This window comes from Streptomyces sp. NPDC051243 (assembly GCF_044455405.1).
Taxonomy (GTDB): domain Bacteria; phylum Actinomycetota; class Actinomycetes; order Streptomycetales; family Streptomycetaceae; genus Streptomyces.
The window spans coordinates 172,910-189,416 of sequence record NZ_JBITES010000006.1 but is presented as its reverse complement, the minus strand read 5'-3'; the positions used below and the strand labels follow the sequence as shown (position 1 = coordinate 189,416).

Below are 16,507 nucleotides of genomic sequence, written 5' to 3'. Positions count from 1 at the left end.
ACTCAACCCCCTTCCTAATGGAGGCCATGCGGTGAACACCCTGCCGCAGCAGCTGGCCAACGGGCTGCTCCTAGGCTCGATGTACGGGCTGATCGCCATCGGCTACACGATGGTGTACGGCATCGTCCAGCTCATCAACTTCGCGCACGGCGAGATCTTCATGACCGGGGCCTTCGGCGCCTTCACGGTCTACTTCTACATCCTGCCCGACGGCACATCGATGGCGATCGCCGTTCCCCTGATGCTGATCGGCGGTGGCCTCGTCGCCATCCTCATCGCCGTAGGAGCGGAACGGTTCGCCTACAGACCCCTGCGCGGAGCACCACGACTGGCACCCCTCATCACCGCGATCGGCCTCTCCCTGGCCCTCCAGGAAGTCGTCCGCAACTTCTACCCCGGCGCCGACCGCGCCATCGCCTTCCCCGGCCTCGACACCACCCACGAGATCGGCTCCGTCACCATCAAGGACGCCGACATCTTCCTCATCGTCGCCGCCGTCCTCTGCATGGCCGCCCTCGCGTTCTTCGTCCGCAAGAGCCGCACCGGCCGCGCCATGCAGGCCACCGCACAGGACCCGGACACCGCCCAGCTCATGGGCATCGACACCAACCGCATCATCGTCATCGCCTTCGCCATCGGCGGCTTCTTCGCCGCCGTCGCAGCAGTCGCCTACGGCCTCAAGTACGGCAACATCGACTACCGCATGGGCTTCCTGATGGGCCTCAAGGCCTTCACCGCGGCCGTCCTCGGCGGCATCGGCAACATCTACGGCGCCATGCTCGGCGGCATCGTCCTCGGCATCGCCGAAACCCTCGCCTCCGCCTACATCGACGGCATCCCCGGCATGCAGCAGCTCGGCGGCCAGAGCTGGGCCAACGTGTGGGCCTTCTGCCTCCTCATCCTCGTCCTCCTCGTCAGGCCACAGGGTCTGCTCGGCGAGCGCGTCGCGGACAGGGCGTGATCACATGACCGAGATAGCCAAGACCGCCCCGGCCGCCCGCGGCCTCCTGCCGCTGCCCCTCGCAGCCGCCCGCGCCCTCATCCTGACCGGCGGCATCGCCACCGCCGCCTCCGCCTTCCTCGCCTGGACCTGGACCAGCGAGTTCCCCGGCGACCTCACCATCAACGGCTACCCCGGCGGCCTGCAGTGGCTCACCTTCACCGCCGGCGTCCTCACCGCACTGTTCGCCCTCGCCACCTACGGCATCAAGGGCCTCGGCTGGCTCCTGCCCGCCAAGAACAACGCACCGCTCTTCCTGAGCGCCCTCGCCGGCTTCACCGTCACCTGGTACGCCGTCATCGCGATCAGCGTCGAACTCGGCGGCCTCGTCAACCTCGAACCCGGCGGCTACATCGCGGCCATCGCCTCCCTCCTGCCCGTCCTCGGCGCACTCTCCCTCCCGGAGCAGCTCGGCGACGACACCAAGGAGAACCTCAAGGCGTACATCACCAAGGCCGAGAAGATCCCCGCACCCCAGCCCCTCGCCCCCTGGGCCGAGCGACTCGTCATCACCGTCGTGACCGCCCTCGGACTGGGCGTCTTCACCTACGGCATCGACACCGAGTACGGCGAACTCTTCATCGGCTACCTCCTCGTGGTCGCCTTCTCCATGTGGGCCCTGCACACCGCGGGACTCCTCGACCGGCTCTCCCGGCTCGTCGCCCACCACCACGGCTTCACCCTCCTCATGGGCTTCCTCGCCGCGATCGCGTTCCCCTTCACCCAGACCAACGACCACTACACGAACATCGGCGTCAACATCCTGATCTTCGCCACGGTCGCCCTGGGTCTCAACATCGTCGTCGGCCTCGCCGGCCTCCTCGACCTCGGCTACGTCGCCTTCCTCGGCGTCGGCGCCTACACCGCGGCCCTGGTCTCCGGCTCCGAGTTCTCCCGGTTCTCCGGCGTCCAGTTCCCCTTCTGGGCCTCCGCCCTCACCGGCGCCGCCGCCAGCCTCGTCTTCGGCGTCCTCATCGGCGCACCCACCCTGCGACTGCGCGGCGACTACCTCGCCATCGTCACCCTCGGCTTCGGTGAGATCTTCCGCATCGCCGTCAACAACATGGACGGCGACTCCGGCCCGGACATCACCAACGGCCCCAACGGCATCCCGTCCATCCCCGACATCAACCTCTTCGGCCTCAACCTCGGGGAATCCAACGACATCGGCGGGATCACCCTCGGCCGCTTCGCCAACTACTACCTGCTGATGGTCGTCATCATGGCCATCATCGTCCTCGTCTACACCCGCGCAGCCGACTCCCGCATCGGCCGCTCCTGGATCGCCATCCGCGAAGACGAGACAGCAGCGACGGCCATGGGCATCAACGGCTTCCGCGTCAAGCTCATCGCCTTCGCCCTCGGCGCCACCCTCGCCGGCCTCGCCGGCACCGTGTTCGCCCACGTCACCTACAGCGTCGTACCCAACCCCTACCAGTTCGCCGGCGCCGCGCCCCCCAACTCCGCGTTCCTCCTGGCCGCGGTCGTCCTCGGCGGCATGGGCACCGTCGCCGGACCACTCCTCGGCGCCGCCCTGCTCTACCTCCTCCCCGAGAAGCTCGTCTTCCTCCAGGAGAAGTCCCTGCTCGCCTTCGGCATCGCGCTCATCCTCCTGATGCGCTTCCGCCCCGAAGGCGTCATCGCCAACCGCCGCCGCCAGCTCGAATTCCACGAGACCGGCCAGACCGACGTACCAGACACCACGACGCTGACCGACGAACCGGCCGTCACCACGAAGGCGGGTGCGTGACCCCATGACGACACCAGTACTCGAAGCCCGCGACGTCACCATGCGGTTCGGCGGCCTCACCGCCGTCCGCTCCGTGGACTTCACCGTCAACGAGGGCGAGATCGTCGGCCTCATCGGGCCCAACGGCGCCGGCAAGACAACCTTCTTCAACTGCCTCACCGGCCTGTACGTCCCCACCGAGGGCACCGTCTCCTACAAAGGCACCGTCCTCCCGCCCAAGCCGCACCTGGTGACCAAGGCGGGCATCGCCCGCACGTTCCAGAACATCCGGCTCTTCGCCAACATGACGGTCCTGGAGAACGTCCTCGTCGGCCGCCACACCCGCACCAAGGAAGGCCTCTGGTCCGCCCTCCTGCGCGGCCCCGGCTTCAAGAAGGCCGAAAAGGCCAGCGAAGAACGAGCCATGGAACTCCTCGAGTTCATCGGCCTCGCCGGCAAGCGCGACCACCTCGCCCGCAACCTGCCCTACGGCGAACAGCGCAAGCTCGAAATCGCACGAGCGCTCGCGAGCGAACCCGGCCTGCTGCTCCTCGACGAACCGACCGCCGGCATGAACCCCCAGGAGACCCGCGCCACCGAAGAGCTGGTCTTCGCCATCCGCGACAAGGGCATCGCCGTCCTCCTCATCGAGCACGACATGCGCTTCGTCTTCAACCTGAGCGACCGCGTCTCCGTCCTCGTCCAGGGCGAAAAACTCGTCGAGGGCACCCCCGAGGTCGTCCAGGCCGACGAACGCGTCGTCGCCGCCTACCTGGGCGAGCCCTTCGAAGGCGACCCCGGCGAGGCGGAGGCCGCCGAAGTCGAGGCCGCCGAAGCCGCGGCCGACGCGACCAGCACCACCAGCACCAAGGGAGACGCCCAGTGACCGCACTGCTCGAGGTCGAAGACCTCCGGGTCGCCTACGGCAAGATCGAAGCCGTCAAAGGCATCTCCTTCAGCGTCGAGGCCGGCCAGGTCGTCACCCTCATCGGCACCAACGGCGCCGGCAAGACGACCACCCTGCGCACCCTCTCCGGCCTGCTCAAGCCGACCTCCGGAAAGATCATCTTCGACGGGAAGCCCCTCACCGGCATCCCCGCCCACAAGATCGTCTCCCTGGGCCTCGCCCACTCCCCCGAAGGCCGGCACATCTTCCCGCGCCTGACCATCTTCGAGAACCTCCAGCTCGGCGCCTTCCTCCGCAAGGACAAGGACGGCATCGAAAAGGACATCCAGAAGGCATACGACCTCTTCCCCATCCTCGGAGAACGCCGCAACCAGGCGGCAGGCACCCTCTCCGGCGGCGAACAGCAGATGCTCGCCATGGGCCGAGCCCTGATGTCCCAGCCGAAACTGCTCATGCTCGACGAGCCCTCCATGGGCCTCTCCCCCATCATGATGCAGAAGATCATGGCGACCATCGCCGAGCTGAAGTCCCAGGGCACGACGATCCTCCTCGTCGAGCAGAACGCCCAGGCAGCCCTCTCGCTCGCCGACCAGGGACACGTCATGGAGGTCGGCAACATCGTCCTGTCCGGCACCGGCCAGGACCTGCTGCACGACGAGTCCGTGCGGAAGGCGTACCTGGGCGAGGACTGATCACCCAGCCCACATGAGTGAGGCCCGCGCCCCCTGACCGGGGGCGCGGGCCTCACTCATGCTGCTCCGCTACGTCATGTCAGCCCTTGCCGGCCTTCTTCTCCTCGGCATCCTGAATGACCGCCTCGGCGACCTGCTGCATCGACATCCGACGATCCATCGACGTCTTCTGAATCCACCGGAACGCCGCCGGCTCCGTCAGCCCGTACTCGGTCTGCAGGATCGACTTCGCCCGATCCACCAGCTTCCGCGTCTCCAGCCGCAGCGTGAGGTCCGCGACCTCCTTCTCCAGCTCCTTCAGCTCCGTGAACCGCGAGACGGCCATCTCGATCGCCGGCACGACGTCGCTCTTGCTGAACGGCTTGACCAGGTACGCCATCGCACCGGCATCCCGCGCGCGCTCAACGAGGTCACGCTGCGAGAAGGCGGTGAGCATGAGGACGGGAGCGATCCCCTCCTCGGCGATCTTCTCCGCCGCCGAAATACCGTCCAGCTTCGGCATCTTCACATCGAGGATCACGAGGTCCGGCTGGTGCTCACGGGCCAGCTCGATGGCCTGCTCACCGTCACCGGCCTCACCGACGACGGTGTACCCCTCTTCTTCGAGCATCTCTTTGAGATCGAGCCGGATCAGCGCCTCGTCCTCGGCGATGACGACACGGGTCGTCAGCGGAGGCACGTGCGACTTGTCGTCGTCGGGCGCGTCTACGGGCTGGGGCGACTCGGGGGCGGTCACGGGGGCTCCTCGTTCAGGGGCAGGGGTGCTGCTGACAAGAGACTACCTAGCTGCGGTAAGGTGGGTGCCCAAGGGGTTGCACTTCTCCTTCCTTTCTAAGGCCCCAGTACTCCAACTGGTTAGAGAGGCCGCTCTCAAACAGCGGACAGTGTGGGTTCGAATCCCACCTGGGGCACTTTTCCTTCGTTTCCAAGGTCTCCACTCCAAAGCGGATGTCCACGTTCTCGTGAACATCCGCTTTTTGCTGCGTGTCGTCGGGATCACTCTCACAGAGTGATCGCATGTACGACGTCAGCACACGCAAGCAAGCACTGGCCCTAGTAGAGCAAGGGCGCAGCCTGAACTCCGTGAGCAAGGAGATGGGCATTTCCCGGCACGCGATCACTCGTTGGCTGAGTCGACTCGAGCCCCTGTCCCGAACTCCGCCCTGCATCCGATGCCAAGACACACCAGGGCTCCCAGAGGACCGCGTCGCATACGCCTACCTGCTTGGCCTCTACCTCGGCGACGGCTACGTCATCTCCAAGCCGAGGCAGCACTACCTCATGGTCACGTGCACTGCTTCCTGGCCTGGCTTGGTCGACGCTGCCGAAGACGCCATGTGCAGGGTCCTGCCCGAGCCCAATATCAGCCGTCTTCAGCGCGCTGGCTGCGTCGACGTCAAGTCCTACACCAAACACTGGGTCTGCTTGCTCCCCCAGCACGGCCCCGGCAAGAAGCACCAGCGCACGATCGCCCTCGAACCCTGGCAGCAGGAAATCGTCGACGCCCACCCCTGGGAGTTCATCCGCGGCCTCATCCACTCCGACGGCTGCCGCATCACCAACTGGACCACCCGCATGGTCGGCGGTGAGCGCAAGCGTTACGAATACCCGCGGTACTTCTTCACCAACAAGTCCGACGACATCCGGAAGCTCTTCACCGACACTCTCGACAAGGTCGGCGTCGAGTGGACCACCCTCGCGCGCGGCAGCGACCCGTTCAACATCTCCATCGCCCGCAAAGCCTCCGTAGCCCTCATGGACGCCCACGTAGGCCCCAAACACTGACCTCCCCCCCAACACACCAAAGGGCCCCTACTCAAAGCTGAAGAGGGGCCCTCCGCCTGCTACTTGGGACTGTCGTCCTCCCCGATGTGATGCACCCGCACCATGTTCGTCGACCCCGACACCCCCGGAGGCGACCCCGCCGTGATGACGACCGTGTCGCCCTTCTTGCAGCGGCCGTACTTCAGCAACAGCTCATCCACCTGGTCGACCATCGCGTCCGTCGAGTCCACATGCGGCCCCAGGAACGTCTCCACCCCCCACGTCAGATTCAGCTGCGACCGAGTCGCCGGCTCCGGCGTGAACGCCAGCAGCGGGATCGGGGAGCGGTAGCGGGACAGGCGGCGGGCCGTGTCGCCCGACTGGGTGAAGGCGACCAGGAACCTGGCGCCCAGGAAGTCGCCGATCTCGGCGGCCGCGCGGGCGACTGCGCCGCCCTGGGTGCGGGGCTTGTTGCGTTCGGTCAGGGGCGGGAGCCCTTTCGCGAGGATGTCCTCCTCGGCCGCTTCGACGATCTTCGCCATCGTGCGGACCGTTTCGATCGGGTACTTGCCGACGCTCGTCTCGCCGGAGAGCATCACCGCGTCCGTGCCGTCGATGACCGCGTTGGCGACATCGCTCGCCTCCGCACGCGTCGGGCGGGAGTTGTCGATCATCGAGTCGAGCATCTGCGTCGCGACGATCACCGGCTTGGCGTTGCGCTTGGCCAGCTTGATGGCGCGCTTCTGGACGATCGGGACCTGCTCCAGCGGCATCTCCACGCCGAGGTCGCCCCGCGCGACCATGATGCCGTCGAAGGCCGCCACGATGTCGTCGATGGCCTCCACCGCCTGCGGCTTCTCGACCTTGGCGATCACGGGGAGTCGGCGGCCTTCCTCGTCCATGATCCTGTGCACGTCCTCGATATCGCGTCCGCTCCGGACGAACGACAGTGCGATGACGTCGAAGCCCGTGCGCAGCGCCCAGCGGAGGTCTGCCTCGTCCTTCTCGGAAAGGGCAGGGACGGACACCGCTACACCCGGCAGGTTCAGGCCCTTGTTGTCGGAGACCATGCCGCCTTCGATCACCGTCGTGTTGACGCGTGGGCCGTCGACGGAGGTGACTTCGAGGCTGACCTTGCCGTCGTCGACGAGGATGCGTTCGCCTGGGGTGACGTCGTCGGCGAGGCCGCCGTACGTCGTTCCGCACTGCTCGCGGTTGCCCTCTGCGCCCTCTTCGACGGTGATGGTGAAGGTGTCGCCGCGTTCAAGGAGTACGGGGCCTTCGGTGAAGCGGCCGAGGCGAATCTTCGGGCCTTGAAGGTCGGCGAGGATGCCGACGCTGCGGCCGGTCTCGTCGGAGGCCTTGCGTACGTGCTGGTAGCGCTCCTCGTGGTCGGCGTAGCTGCCGTGGCTGAGGTTGAATCGGGCGACGTCCATTCCGGCGTCGACCAGTGCCTTTATCTGGTCGTAGGAGTCGGTGGCGGGGCCCAGGGTGCAGACGATTTTCGCTCGGCGCATGTTTCGACTCTATGACTTACCGGCGGGTAGAGAATTCGTCCGGCGTGACTACCCAACAACCTTTGGGTGAAGGGCCGTTGACAAGTGTTGAATTGTGCGGCGGGGTGCTCCGATGAGCGTTCGAAGCACCCCGTCAGGGTGACCCGGGATATTCACAGCCGGGGTGGCGTCATCGTGAATCGGGCGTTCACTTGGGCGTAGACGCGTTGCCGTTCGGGTTCGAGGTCGAGGGGGGCGGCTGCGGTGTCCTCGGTGGCGGCGCCGTAGGCCATGGAGCGCATTCGGCTGCCGGGGGCCTGCGGATAGGCGGGGGCTTCCGCGCCGATGTCTGCGAGTTCCACCAGCGCGGCAAGTGTGCTTCCCAGCGCTTCGGCGTACTCTCGCGCGCGTTGTACCGCTTCGCGTACTGCTTGTTGCCTTGCCTCGCGGTGGGCGGGCGAGTCGGGGCGCAGTGCCCACCAGGGGCCGTCGACGCGGGTGAGGTCCAGGTCGGCGAGGCGGGTGGTGAGTTCGCCGAGGGCGGTGAAGTCGGTGAGGACGGCGGTGATGTGGACGCGGCCGTGGTAGGCGTGGACGCGTTCGCCGCGGCCTTTGTCCTTGAGTTCGGGGCTGATGGAGAAGGCGCCGGTTTCGAGTCGTTCGACGGCGTCGCCGTAGGTTTTGATGAGGTCGAGGACGGTGGTGTTGCGGCGGGTGAGGTCGTCGAGGGCGGCGCGGCGGTCCTTGCCGCGGGAGGCGACGGTGACGCCGATGCGGGCGATTTCGGGGTCGACTTCGAGGTGGGCCTCGCCGCGGACGGCGATGCGGGGGGCGTCGGGGGTGCCGTAGGGGACGGCGGGCTGGGGGTCGTCGGGCGCTGGGCTGGTCATACGTCCCACTCTGTCACTCATTGACTGGTTGGGGTCTGGGAGTTCACAGCTTCGGTCATCAGATCGAAACCTGCGGGGTCTGTTGTTTCTCGCCATGCCCAGGTCAGAATCTACGCGCGTTATCTACGCGCGTTGTTGACCATTCCCCCAGGAGAAGCACTCATGCCGTTGGACCGCCGGAAGTTCCTGAAGAAGTCCGCCGTGACCGGGGCGGGGGTGGCGATCGCCGGTGCGGCGGCGGCTCCGGCGGCGCAGGCTGCCGAAGCCACGGCGGTGAAGAAGCCCGCCAAGCGCTACTCCCTGACGGTGATGGGCACGACCGACCTGCACGGCAACATCTTCAACTGGGACTACTTCAAGGACGCCGAGTTCTCGGACGCCAAGGGCAACGCGAAGGGTCTGGCGCGGGTCTCGACGCTGGTGAGCCAGGTCCGTGCGGAGAAGGGCCGCTGCAACACGCTGCTGATCGACGCGGGCGACACGATCCAGGGCACGCCGCTGACGTACTACTACGCGAAGGTGGACCCGATCACCGCTCAGGGCGGTCCGGTCCACCCGATGGCCGCGGCGATGAACGCCATCGGCTATGACGCGGTGGCGCTGGGCAACCACGAGTTCAACTACGGCATCGAGACGCTGCGGAAGTTCGAGGAGCAGTGCGACTTCCCGCTGCTCGGTGCGAACGCGCTGGACGCGAAGACCCTCAAGCCGGCGTTTCCTCCGTACTTCATCAAGAAGTTCCGGGTGCCGGGTGCCCCGCCGGTGAAGGTGGCGGTCCTCGGTCTGACCAACCCGGGTATCGCGATCTGGGACAAGGCGTACGTCGAGGGCAAGATGGTGTTCCCGGGTCTGGAGGAGCAGGCCGCGAAGTGGGTGCCGAAGCTGCGGTCGATGGGCGCGGATGTGGTGGTCGTGTCGGCGCACTCGGGTTCTTCGGGTACGTCGTCGTACGGTGACTCGCTGCCGTACATCGAGAACTCGTCGGCGCTGGTGGCGCAGAAGGTGCCGGGGATCGACGCGATCCTGGTCGGGCACGCGCACACGGAGATCGCGGAGCTGCTGGTCACGAACGAGAAGACTGGCAAGACGGTCGTGCTGTCGGAGCCGCTGTGCTTCGCGCAGCGGCTGACGCTTTTCGACTTCGAGCTGGTCTTCGAGAAGGGCCGCTGGACGGTCGAGTCGGTGAAGGCGACGGTGCGGGACTCGAAGACGGTCGCCGACGACCCAAAGATCACCAAGCTGCTGAAGGACGATCACGACATCGTCGTGGAGTACGTCAACCAGGTGGTCGGTACGGCGACCGAGAAGCTGACGACGGTCGAGGCCCGCTACAAGGACGCCCCGATCATCGATCTGATCACCAAGGTCCAGGAGGACGTGGCCAGGGCGGCGCTGGCGGGTACGGAGTACGCCTCGCTGCCCGTCATCTCGCAGGCGTCGCCGTTCTCGCGGACCTCGGAGATCCCGGCCGGTGATGTGACGATCCGGGATCTGTCGAGCCTGTACGTGTACGACAACACGCTGGTCGCGAAGCTGATGACGGGTGCGCAGATCAAGGCGTACCTGGAGTATTCGGCGGAGTACTTCGTGCAGACGGCCGCCGACGCGGCGGTCGAGGTGGACAAGCTGACGAACGCGAACAACCGCCCGGACTACAACTACGACTACGTGTCGGGGCTGTCGTACGAGATCGACATCGCCCAGGCGGCCGGTTCGCGGATCAGGAACCTGTCCTACAACGGTGCCGCGCTGGACGACGCCCAGAAGTTCGTGTTCGCGGTGAACAACTACCGGGCCAATGGCGGCGGGGCGTTCCCGCATGTGGCGTCGGCTCAGGAGCTGTGGGCGGAGTCGACGGAGATCCGGACCCGGATCGCGGAGTGGGTGACCGCGAAGGGTGTGCTGGACCCGAAGGAGTTCGCGTCGGTGGACTGGAAGCTCACGCGGAACGGCACGCCGGTGTTCTAGGTACCCCGGCTGTCTCACCAGATGTGAGGGGCCTCAGATCCCGTCGAGGAGCGGTGTCAGTGTTTTGGGCTGACGCGCTCGCGGGATCTGGGGCTCCTGCTGTTGCAGGCCGAAGGTGGTGAAGGCGGTGCGGGTGGGGAGGGGGTAGGGCTCCTTGCCGGTGAGGGAGTTGAGAATGCCGGCGCTGCGCCAGGCCGCGAGGCCGAGATCGGGGGTGCCGATGCCATGGGTGTGGCGTTCGGCGTTCTGGACGTAGATGTTGCAGCCGGAGCCGGTGACGGTGGGGTCCATGACCAGGCGGTTGTGGTCGTCGACGCGGGGGCGTTCCTGGCTGTCGCGGCGCAGGTAGGGGTCGAGGCCGGCGAGGAGGCAGTCGAGGGAGCGTTCGCGGTATCCGGTGGCCAGGACGACGGCGTCGGTGGTCAGGCGTGAGCGGGTGTTCTGGTGGACGTGCTCCAGGTGGAGTTCGACCTTGGTGGTGGCGATGCGGCCGCCGGTGCGGACGCGGACGCCGGGGGTGAGGACGACCTCGGGCCAGCCGCCGTGCAGGGTGCGGCGGTAGAGCTCGTCGTGGATCGCGGCGAGGGTCTCGGCGTCGATGCCCTTGTGGAGCTGCCACTGGGAGGCGAGGAGCTTGTCGCGGACGGGTTCGTCGAGGGCGTGGAAGTAGCGGGTGTAGTCGGGGGTGAAGTGCTCCAGGCCGAGCTTGGAGTACTCCATGGGTGCGAAGGCGCCCGTGCGGCCGAGCCAGTGCAGCCCTTCGCGTCCGGCGGGGCGGCGGCGGAGGAGGTCCAGGAAGACCTCGGCGCCGGACTGTCCCGATCCGATGACGGTGATGTGCTCGGCGGCGAGGAGTCTGTCGCGGTGGTCGAGGTAGTCGGCGGCGTGGATGACGGGGACGGCGGGTGCGTCGACGAGGGGCCTGAGCGGGTCGGGGACGTAGGGCTCGGTGCCGACGCCCAGGACGATGTTCCGGGTGTAGGTGCGGCCGAGCGCCTCGGCCTCGCCGTCCGGGTCGAGCTGGGTGAAGTCGACCTCGAAGACGTCGCGTTCGGTGTTGAAGCGGACGGCGTCGACCTGGTGGCCGAAGCGCAGTCCGGGGAGGTTCTCGCAGACCCAGCGGCAGTAGGCGTCGTACTCGGCGCGCTGGATGTGGAAGCGCTCGGCGAAGTAGAAGGGGAAGAGCCGGTCGCGGGTCTTGAGGTAGTTGAGGAAGGACCAGGGGCTGGCGGGGTCGGCGAGCGTGACCAGGTCGGCGAGGAAGGGGACCTGGATGCGCGCGCCGTCGATGAGCAGGCCGGGGTGCCAGGAGAAGGCGGTGCGCTGTTCGTAGAAGACGGCGTCGAGTTCGGCAAGGGGGTGGGCGAGGGCGGCGAGGGAGAGGTTGAAGGGGCCGATGCCGATGCCGACGAGGTCGCGTGGGGTGTCGGGGTCGGGGTCTGGGTCCGGCTGAGGGGTTGGTGGCGGGGTTGGGTGAGGGGTTGGTGGCGGGGTTGGGTGAGGGGTCGCCGCGCGCGGATCGGTGTGGGGGCTCGCGGTGGGGCTTTTGCGGGGGGCCGCGTGGGGGGTCGGGTGGGGGGTCGGGCTGGTGTGGCCACCCGTGTTGGGGGCGGCTTGGGAACGGGCGTGTGTGTCGGCCTGGGACGGGCCGTGAGAACCGGCGTGCGGGGTGGCTCGGGCACCGGCGTGGGGCGGCTCGGTGTGGCGGGAGCCTGCGTGGGGCGCCGTGCTGCGGGGGCCTGCGTGGGGCTCCGTGCTGCGGGGGCCCGCGTCGGGGTCGGTGTGGGGGTTTGGCTGGGGGGTCATCGGGGGGTGTTTCCTTCCACCAGTTTCAGGAGGGCGGCCAGGTCGTCCGGGTGCGTGTGGGGGTTGAGGAGTGTGGCCTTGAGCCACAGGCGCCCGTTTATCCGGGCCCGGCCGAGTACGGCGCGGCCCTCGGTGAGGAGCCTTCGGCGTACGGCGGCGACGGCGTCGTCGGTGGCGGGTGCCGGCCGGAACAGGACCGTGCTGATGGTGGGCGGGTCGTGGAGCTCGAACCCGGGGTGGTCGTCGACGAGGGCGGCGAACTCGCGGGCCCTGTCGCAGACCTGCTCGACGAGTCGGCCGAGGCCGGTGCGACCGAGGGCCTTGAGGGTGACGGCGATCTTGAGGACGTCGGGCCGGCGGCTGGTGCGCAGGGAGCGGCCGAGGAGGTCGGGCAGGCCCGCCTCGGTGTCGTCCTCGGCGTTGAGGTAGTCGGCGCGGTGGTGCAGCACGGCGAGGTCGCGTGGGTCCCGGACGGCGAGGACGCCTGCGGCGACCGGCTGCCAGCCGAGTTTGTGCAGGTCGAGGGTGACGGTGTCGGCGGCGTCGAGGCCGGTGAGCCGGTCGCGGTAGCGGTCGCTGAAGAGGAGGGCTCCGCCGTAGGCGGCGTCGACGTGGAGTCGGGCGCCGTGGGCCGTGCACAGGGCGGCGATCTGCGGGAGGGGGTCGATGAGCCCGGCGTCGGTGGTGCCGGCGGTGGCGGCGACCACGAGGGAGCCGTGCGGGCCCGGCAGGTGTGTGAGGGCTTCGTCGAGGGCGGCCGGGTCCAGGGTGCCGGCCGGGGCGGGTACGACGACGGGCTCCGGCAGGCCGAGCAGCCATGCGGCGCGGGGCAGTGAGTGATGGGCGTTGGCACCGTGGACGAGTCGGACGCCGGTGCCGTGGGCTTCTCGGGCGAGGAGGAGGGCGAGGTGGTTGGATTCGGTGCCGCCGGTGGTGATGAGGGCGTCGGGCTGTGCGGGGGTTTTCTCGCCCTCGCCGCCCCTGCCCGTCCCGTTCTGAAGGGGCTCCGCCCCGTTCGTCGGGTCGTGAAGTCCGGGACCGCGGTAGACCTCCCGTGCGAGCGCTCCCGTGACCAACGCCTCCAGCTCCGATGCCCCGGGAGCCTGGTCCCAGGAGTCCAGTGAGGGGTTGAGGGCGGAGGCGGCCAGGTCGGCGGCGGTGGCGAGGGCGAGGGGTGGGCAGTGGAGGTGGGCGGCGCAGTAGGGGTCCGCGGGGTCGGCGGCGTTCTCTGCGAGGGACCGGACGACGGCGTGGAGGGCGTTCGGGTCGCCCTGGTCCGGCAGGACGTCGCCGAGCGCGTCCCGTACGCGCGTGGCTACCGCGTCCGGGCCGCCCGAGGGCAGTGGTCCGCCGCGCGCCCGGGCGCCCTCGCTCAGCGCGTCGAGCACGGTGTCGAGCAACGGCCGCAGGGCGTGCGGACCTTCAGGGCCTGACGCGAGCGACGCCGACGCGCTCATCGTGTCCTCCCGGGCGCTGGGCAAGAGGGATTACCAGCTTGTACCCGGATGCGTGGTCACGCCCGAAAAGCCCAACGATCGGAACCCGAAAGGGGGTACCTGCGTGCGGGGAAAGCGTGTCGGGGTGGCGTACGGATCGTCGCGGAGTAAGGGGGCTTGCGGGGGCCGATCGAGCAGGTCGATCGGCCCCCGGACGTTCACCGTCGGAAGCCGGTTGCCGCTACGTCGCGGGGACCGGCGGCCTACGCTTCTTGTACCCGCAAAGCCCGTGCCAGGTCGTCGAGTTGGTCGGCGAGCCTACGTCGCAGCGCCGGGATCGGCTCGCCGTCGCGCAGGCACTCCTCGCCCAGTCGCAGGGCTTCGGCGTCGACGGTGTAGGCCGGGAAGGCGTAGCGGCCGGCGGCGTCGGCGATGGCGGGGCCGCGGCGGGCGGCGAGGGCGACCGCGTCCTTGTAGTAGCGCGCGACGTAGCTCCGTACGAGGTCTGCCTGTTCGGGCTGCCAGAAGCCCTGGGCGGTGGCGGTGAAGAGGTAGTTGGACAGGTCGTTGCTCTCGTCGGTGGCGAACATGGCGTCCCAGGCCTTGGCCTTGGCGTCCTCGTCGGGCAGGGCTGCCCGGCAGCGGGCGGCGCCCTCCTGGCCGGTGGCGCTCGGGTCGCGTTCCAGTTCGGCGGTGATGGCGGCTTCGTCGACGGCGCCGAGGACGGCGAGGCGGCAGAGGACGCGCCAGCGCAGCTCGGGGTCGAGTTCGGGTCCGCCGGGCACGGTGCCGTCGGCGAGCCAGGCGGCGATCGTGTCGGGGTGGGCGGCGACGTCGATGAAGTGGCGTACGGCGATCAGGCGCAGGCCGGGGTTGTCGCCGTCCTCGGTGCGGCGGATGAGGTCGCGGCACAGGGAGGAGAGGGTGGCCAGGGCGGTGGGGCGTTCCTCGGGGGCGAGGTAGCGGTCGGCGATCTGGGTGGTGGCGAAGGCGAGGACGCCTTGGACGATGGCGAGGTCGGTCTCGTGCGGCAGGTGGGCGCGGGCGGCCTCCAGGTAGGCGGTGGCGGGCAGCTCGCCGTCGCGGACGGCGTCGCGCAGGGCGTTCCAGACGACCGCGCGGGTGAGGGGTTCGGGCAGTCCGGCGAGGCTCTTGCGGATGGTCTCGAAGGACTCGGGGTCGAAGCGGACCTTGGCGTAGGTGAGGTCGCCGTCGTTGAGGAGCAGCAGGGCGGGGCGCTTGCCGATGGGCAGCGGGGCCGTGTGCGGGACGTCGAGGTCGAGGCGTTCGCGCAGGACGAGGTGGCCCTCGTTGTCGCCGAGGTCCTGGTCGTACAGGCCGACGGCGATGCGGTGGGGGCGGCTGCCGGCGTGGTCGACGGTGAGGCTGTAGGTGCCGTTGTCGCCGGGGGTGACGGCCGGGGTGAGGGTGTCGACGCCGGTGGTGCGCAGCCAGGCGTCGGCCCAGGCGTGGACGTCGCGTTCGGTGGCGGCGGCGAGGGAGTCGATGAAGTCGGCGAGGGTGGCGTTGGCGAACTTGTGCCGGGCGAAGTGGATGTTGATGCCGGCGAGGAAGTCCTTCTCGCCGAGCCAGGCGACGAGTTGACGCAGCGCGGAGGCGCCCTTGGCGTAGGAGATGCCGTCGAAGTTGAGCTGGGCCTCGGCGGTGTCGTTGACGGCCTCGGGGGCGACAGGGTGGGTGGAGGGGCGCTGGTCGGCGTCGTAGCCCCAGGCCTTGCGGGCGACGCCGAAGTCGGTCCAGATGTCGGTGAAGCGGGTGGCTTCGGCGCAGGTCTGGTAGCCCATGTACTCGGCGAAGGACTCGTTGAGCCAGATGTCGTCCCACCAGCGCAGGGTGACGAGGTCGCCGAACCACATGTGGGCCATCTCGTGGGCGATGACCATGGCGCGGGTCTGGCGCTCGGTGTCGGTGACGGCGGAGCGGTAGACGAACTCGTCGCGGAAGGTGACGAGTCCGGGGTTCTCCATGGCGCCGGCGTTGAACTCGGGGACGAACGCCTGGTCGTAGGAGTCGAAGGGGTAGGGCTCGTCGAACGTCTCGTGGTAGCGGTCGAAGCAGGCCCGGGTGACGTCGAGGAGTTCGTCGGCGTCGGCGTCCAGGAACGGGGCGAGGGAGCGGCGGCAGTGCAGGGCGAAGGGCAGGCCGCGGTGCTCGGTGCGGATCGAGTGGTAGGGGCCGGCGGCGATCGCGGCGAGGTAGGTGGAGATCGGCGGGGTGTCGGCGACGGTCCAGCGGCCGGGGCCGTCCTGGGTGGCGATGCCGTTGCCGAGGACGGTCCACTCGGCGGGTGCGGTGACGGTGAAGGAGAAGACGGCCTTGAGGTCGGGCTGGTCGAAGGCGGCGAAGACGCGCTGGGCGTCGTCCATGCACAGCTGCGTGTAGAGGTAGGTCTCGCCGTCGACGGGGTCGGTGAAGCGGTGCATGCCCTCGCCGGTGCGGGAGTAGCGCATGGCCGCGTCGACGCGCAGTTCGTGCTCGCCGGCGGTGAGGTCCTTCAGGGGCAGCCGGTTGCCGTCCAGGGTCTCGGGGTCGAGGGGCTGTCCGTCGAGGGTGACGGTGCGCAGTTCGGCCGGCTTGATCTCGACGAAGGTGTCCGTGTCCGCTTGGTCCGCGCGCGTGGTGAACCGGATGACGGTGTGGGAGTCGAAGGTCTCGTCACCTGTGGTCAGGTCGAGTTCGATCGTGTAGCGGTGGACGTCGAGGAGCTGGGCACGGGTCTGCGCTTCGTCGCGCGTGAGTACGGACATGGACGACATGCTGCCTGATGCCGCTGACAAGGCACAGGGGCGGATCAGTAA

Annotated in this window: 12 protein-coding genes and 1 tRNA gene; 7 read left to right on the top strand and 6 right to left on the bottom strand. The window is 68.5% G+C overall.

What is annotated here, in order from left to right:
- Nucleotides 1-31: 31 nt before the first annotated feature.
- From ACIBAG_RS17115 to ACIBAG_RS17100, 4 genes are read left to right on the top strand one after another with little or no spacing between them, the layout of a single operon-like run.
- Nucleotides 32-961 carry a branched-chain amino acid ABC transporter permease gene (locus ACIBAG_RS17115; RefSeq protein WP_399105747.1) on the top strand — a complete coding sequence of 310 codons (930 nt, stop codon included), beginning with the start codon at nucleotides 32-34 and terminating at the stop codon, nucleotides 959-961.
- 4 nt (nucleotides 962-965) lie between these two features.
- Entirely contained in the window at nucleotides 966-2,750 is a 1,785-nt protein-coding gene (locus ACIBAG_RS17110; protein ID WP_399105745.1) for a branched-chain amino acid ABC transporter permease, read from the top strand.
- 4 nt (nucleotides 2,751-2,754) lie between these two features.
- Nucleotides 2,755-3,615, top strand: a complete 861-nt coding sequence (locus ACIBAG_RS17105; protein ID WP_399105743.1) for an ABC transporter ATP-binding protein — start codon at nucleotides 2,755-2,757, stop codon at nucleotides 3,613-3,615.
- A complete protein-coding gene (locus tag ACIBAG_RS17100; RefSeq protein WP_399105741.1) occupies nucleotides 3,612-4,328 on the top strand; it encodes an ABC transporter ATP-binding protein in 717 nt (238 codons plus the stop codon). The genes ACIBAG_RS17105 and ACIBAG_RS17100 overlap by 4 nt, the downstream gene beginning before the upstream one ends.
- A gap of 79 nt (nucleotides 4,329-4,407) precedes the next feature.
- Here ACIBAG_RS17100 and ACIBAG_RS17095 read toward each other — a convergent pair whose 3' ends face one another.
- Entirely contained in the window at nucleotides 4,408-5,064 is a 657-nt protein-coding gene (locus tag ACIBAG_RS17095; RefSeq protein WP_399105739.1) for an ANTAR domain-containing response regulator, read from the bottom strand.
- Between the two features lie 100 nt (nucleotides 5,065-5,164).
- Between ACIBAG_RS17095 and ACIBAG_RS17090 the strand changes: the two genes are divergently transcribed.
- Nucleotides 5,165-5,239, top strand: a tRNA-Leu gene (locus tag ACIBAG_RS17090).
- A 106-nt stretch (nucleotides 5,240-5,345) separates the two neighbouring features.
- On the top strand, nucleotides 5,346-6,113 hold the full coding sequence (locus tag ACIBAG_RS17085) for a helix-turn-helix domain-containing protein (RefSeq protein WP_399105737.1): 768 nt from the start codon (nucleotides 5,346-5,348) through the stop codon (nucleotides 6,111-6,113).
- Nucleotides 6,114-6,172: 59 nt separating this feature from the next.
- On the opposite strand, the gene pyk is transcribed toward ACIBAG_RS17085, so the two are convergent.
- Nucleotides 6,173-7,609, bottom strand: a complete 1,437-nt coding sequence (gene pyk, locus ACIBAG_RS17080) for a pyruvate kinase (RefSeq protein ID WP_399105735.1) — start codon at nucleotides 7,607-7,609, stop codon at nucleotides 6,173-6,175.
- 152 nt (nucleotides 7,610-7,761) lie between these two features.
- The gene (locus ACIBAG_RS17075) at nucleotides 7,762-8,478 is read right to left on the bottom strand and encodes an SIMPL domain-containing protein (protein WP_399105733.1); all 717 of its coding nucleotides are present in this window, start codon (nucleotides 8,476-8,478) and stop codon (nucleotides 7,762-7,764) included.
- A gap of 162 nt (nucleotides 8,479-8,640) precedes the next feature.
- Here ACIBAG_RS17075 and ACIBAG_RS17070 point away from each other — a divergent pair, with 162 nt between their 5' ends.
- Nucleotides 8,641-10,446, top strand: coding sequence for a bifunctional metallophosphatase/5'-nucleotidase (locus ACIBAG_RS17070; RefSeq protein WP_399105731.1), 1,806 nt, complete (start codon nucleotides 8,641-8,643; stop codon nucleotides 10,444-10,446).
- A gap of 33 nt (nucleotides 10,447-10,479) precedes the next feature.
- Here the strand turns inward: ACIBAG_RS17070 and ACIBAG_RS17065 are convergent, their stop codons facing one another.
- The 3 genes from ACIBAG_RS17065 to pepN form a co-directional block, all read right to left on the bottom strand.
- Nucleotides 10,480-12,252: a SidA/IucD/PvdA family monooxygenase gene (locus ACIBAG_RS17065; protein WP_399105729.1), complete on the bottom strand. Its 1,773-nt coding sequence runs from the start codon at nucleotides 12,250-12,252 to the stop codon at nucleotides 10,480-10,482.
- A complete protein-coding gene (locus ACIBAG_RS17060) occupies nucleotides 12,249-13,709 on the bottom strand; it encodes a pyridoxal phosphate-dependent decarboxylase family protein (RefSeq protein ID WP_399105727.1) in 1,461 nt (486 codons plus the stop codon). Before ACIBAG_RS17060 ends, ACIBAG_RS17065 begins: the two co-directional genes overlap by 4 nt.
- A gap of 242 nt (nucleotides 13,710-13,951) precedes the next feature.
- Nucleotides 13,952-16,456, bottom strand: a complete 2,505-nt coding sequence (gene pepN, locus ACIBAG_RS17055) for an aminopeptidase N (RefSeq protein WP_399105725.1) — start codon at nucleotides 16,454-16,456, stop codon at nucleotides 13,952-13,954.
- Between the last annotated feature and the right edge of the window lie 51 nt (nucleotides 16,457-16,507).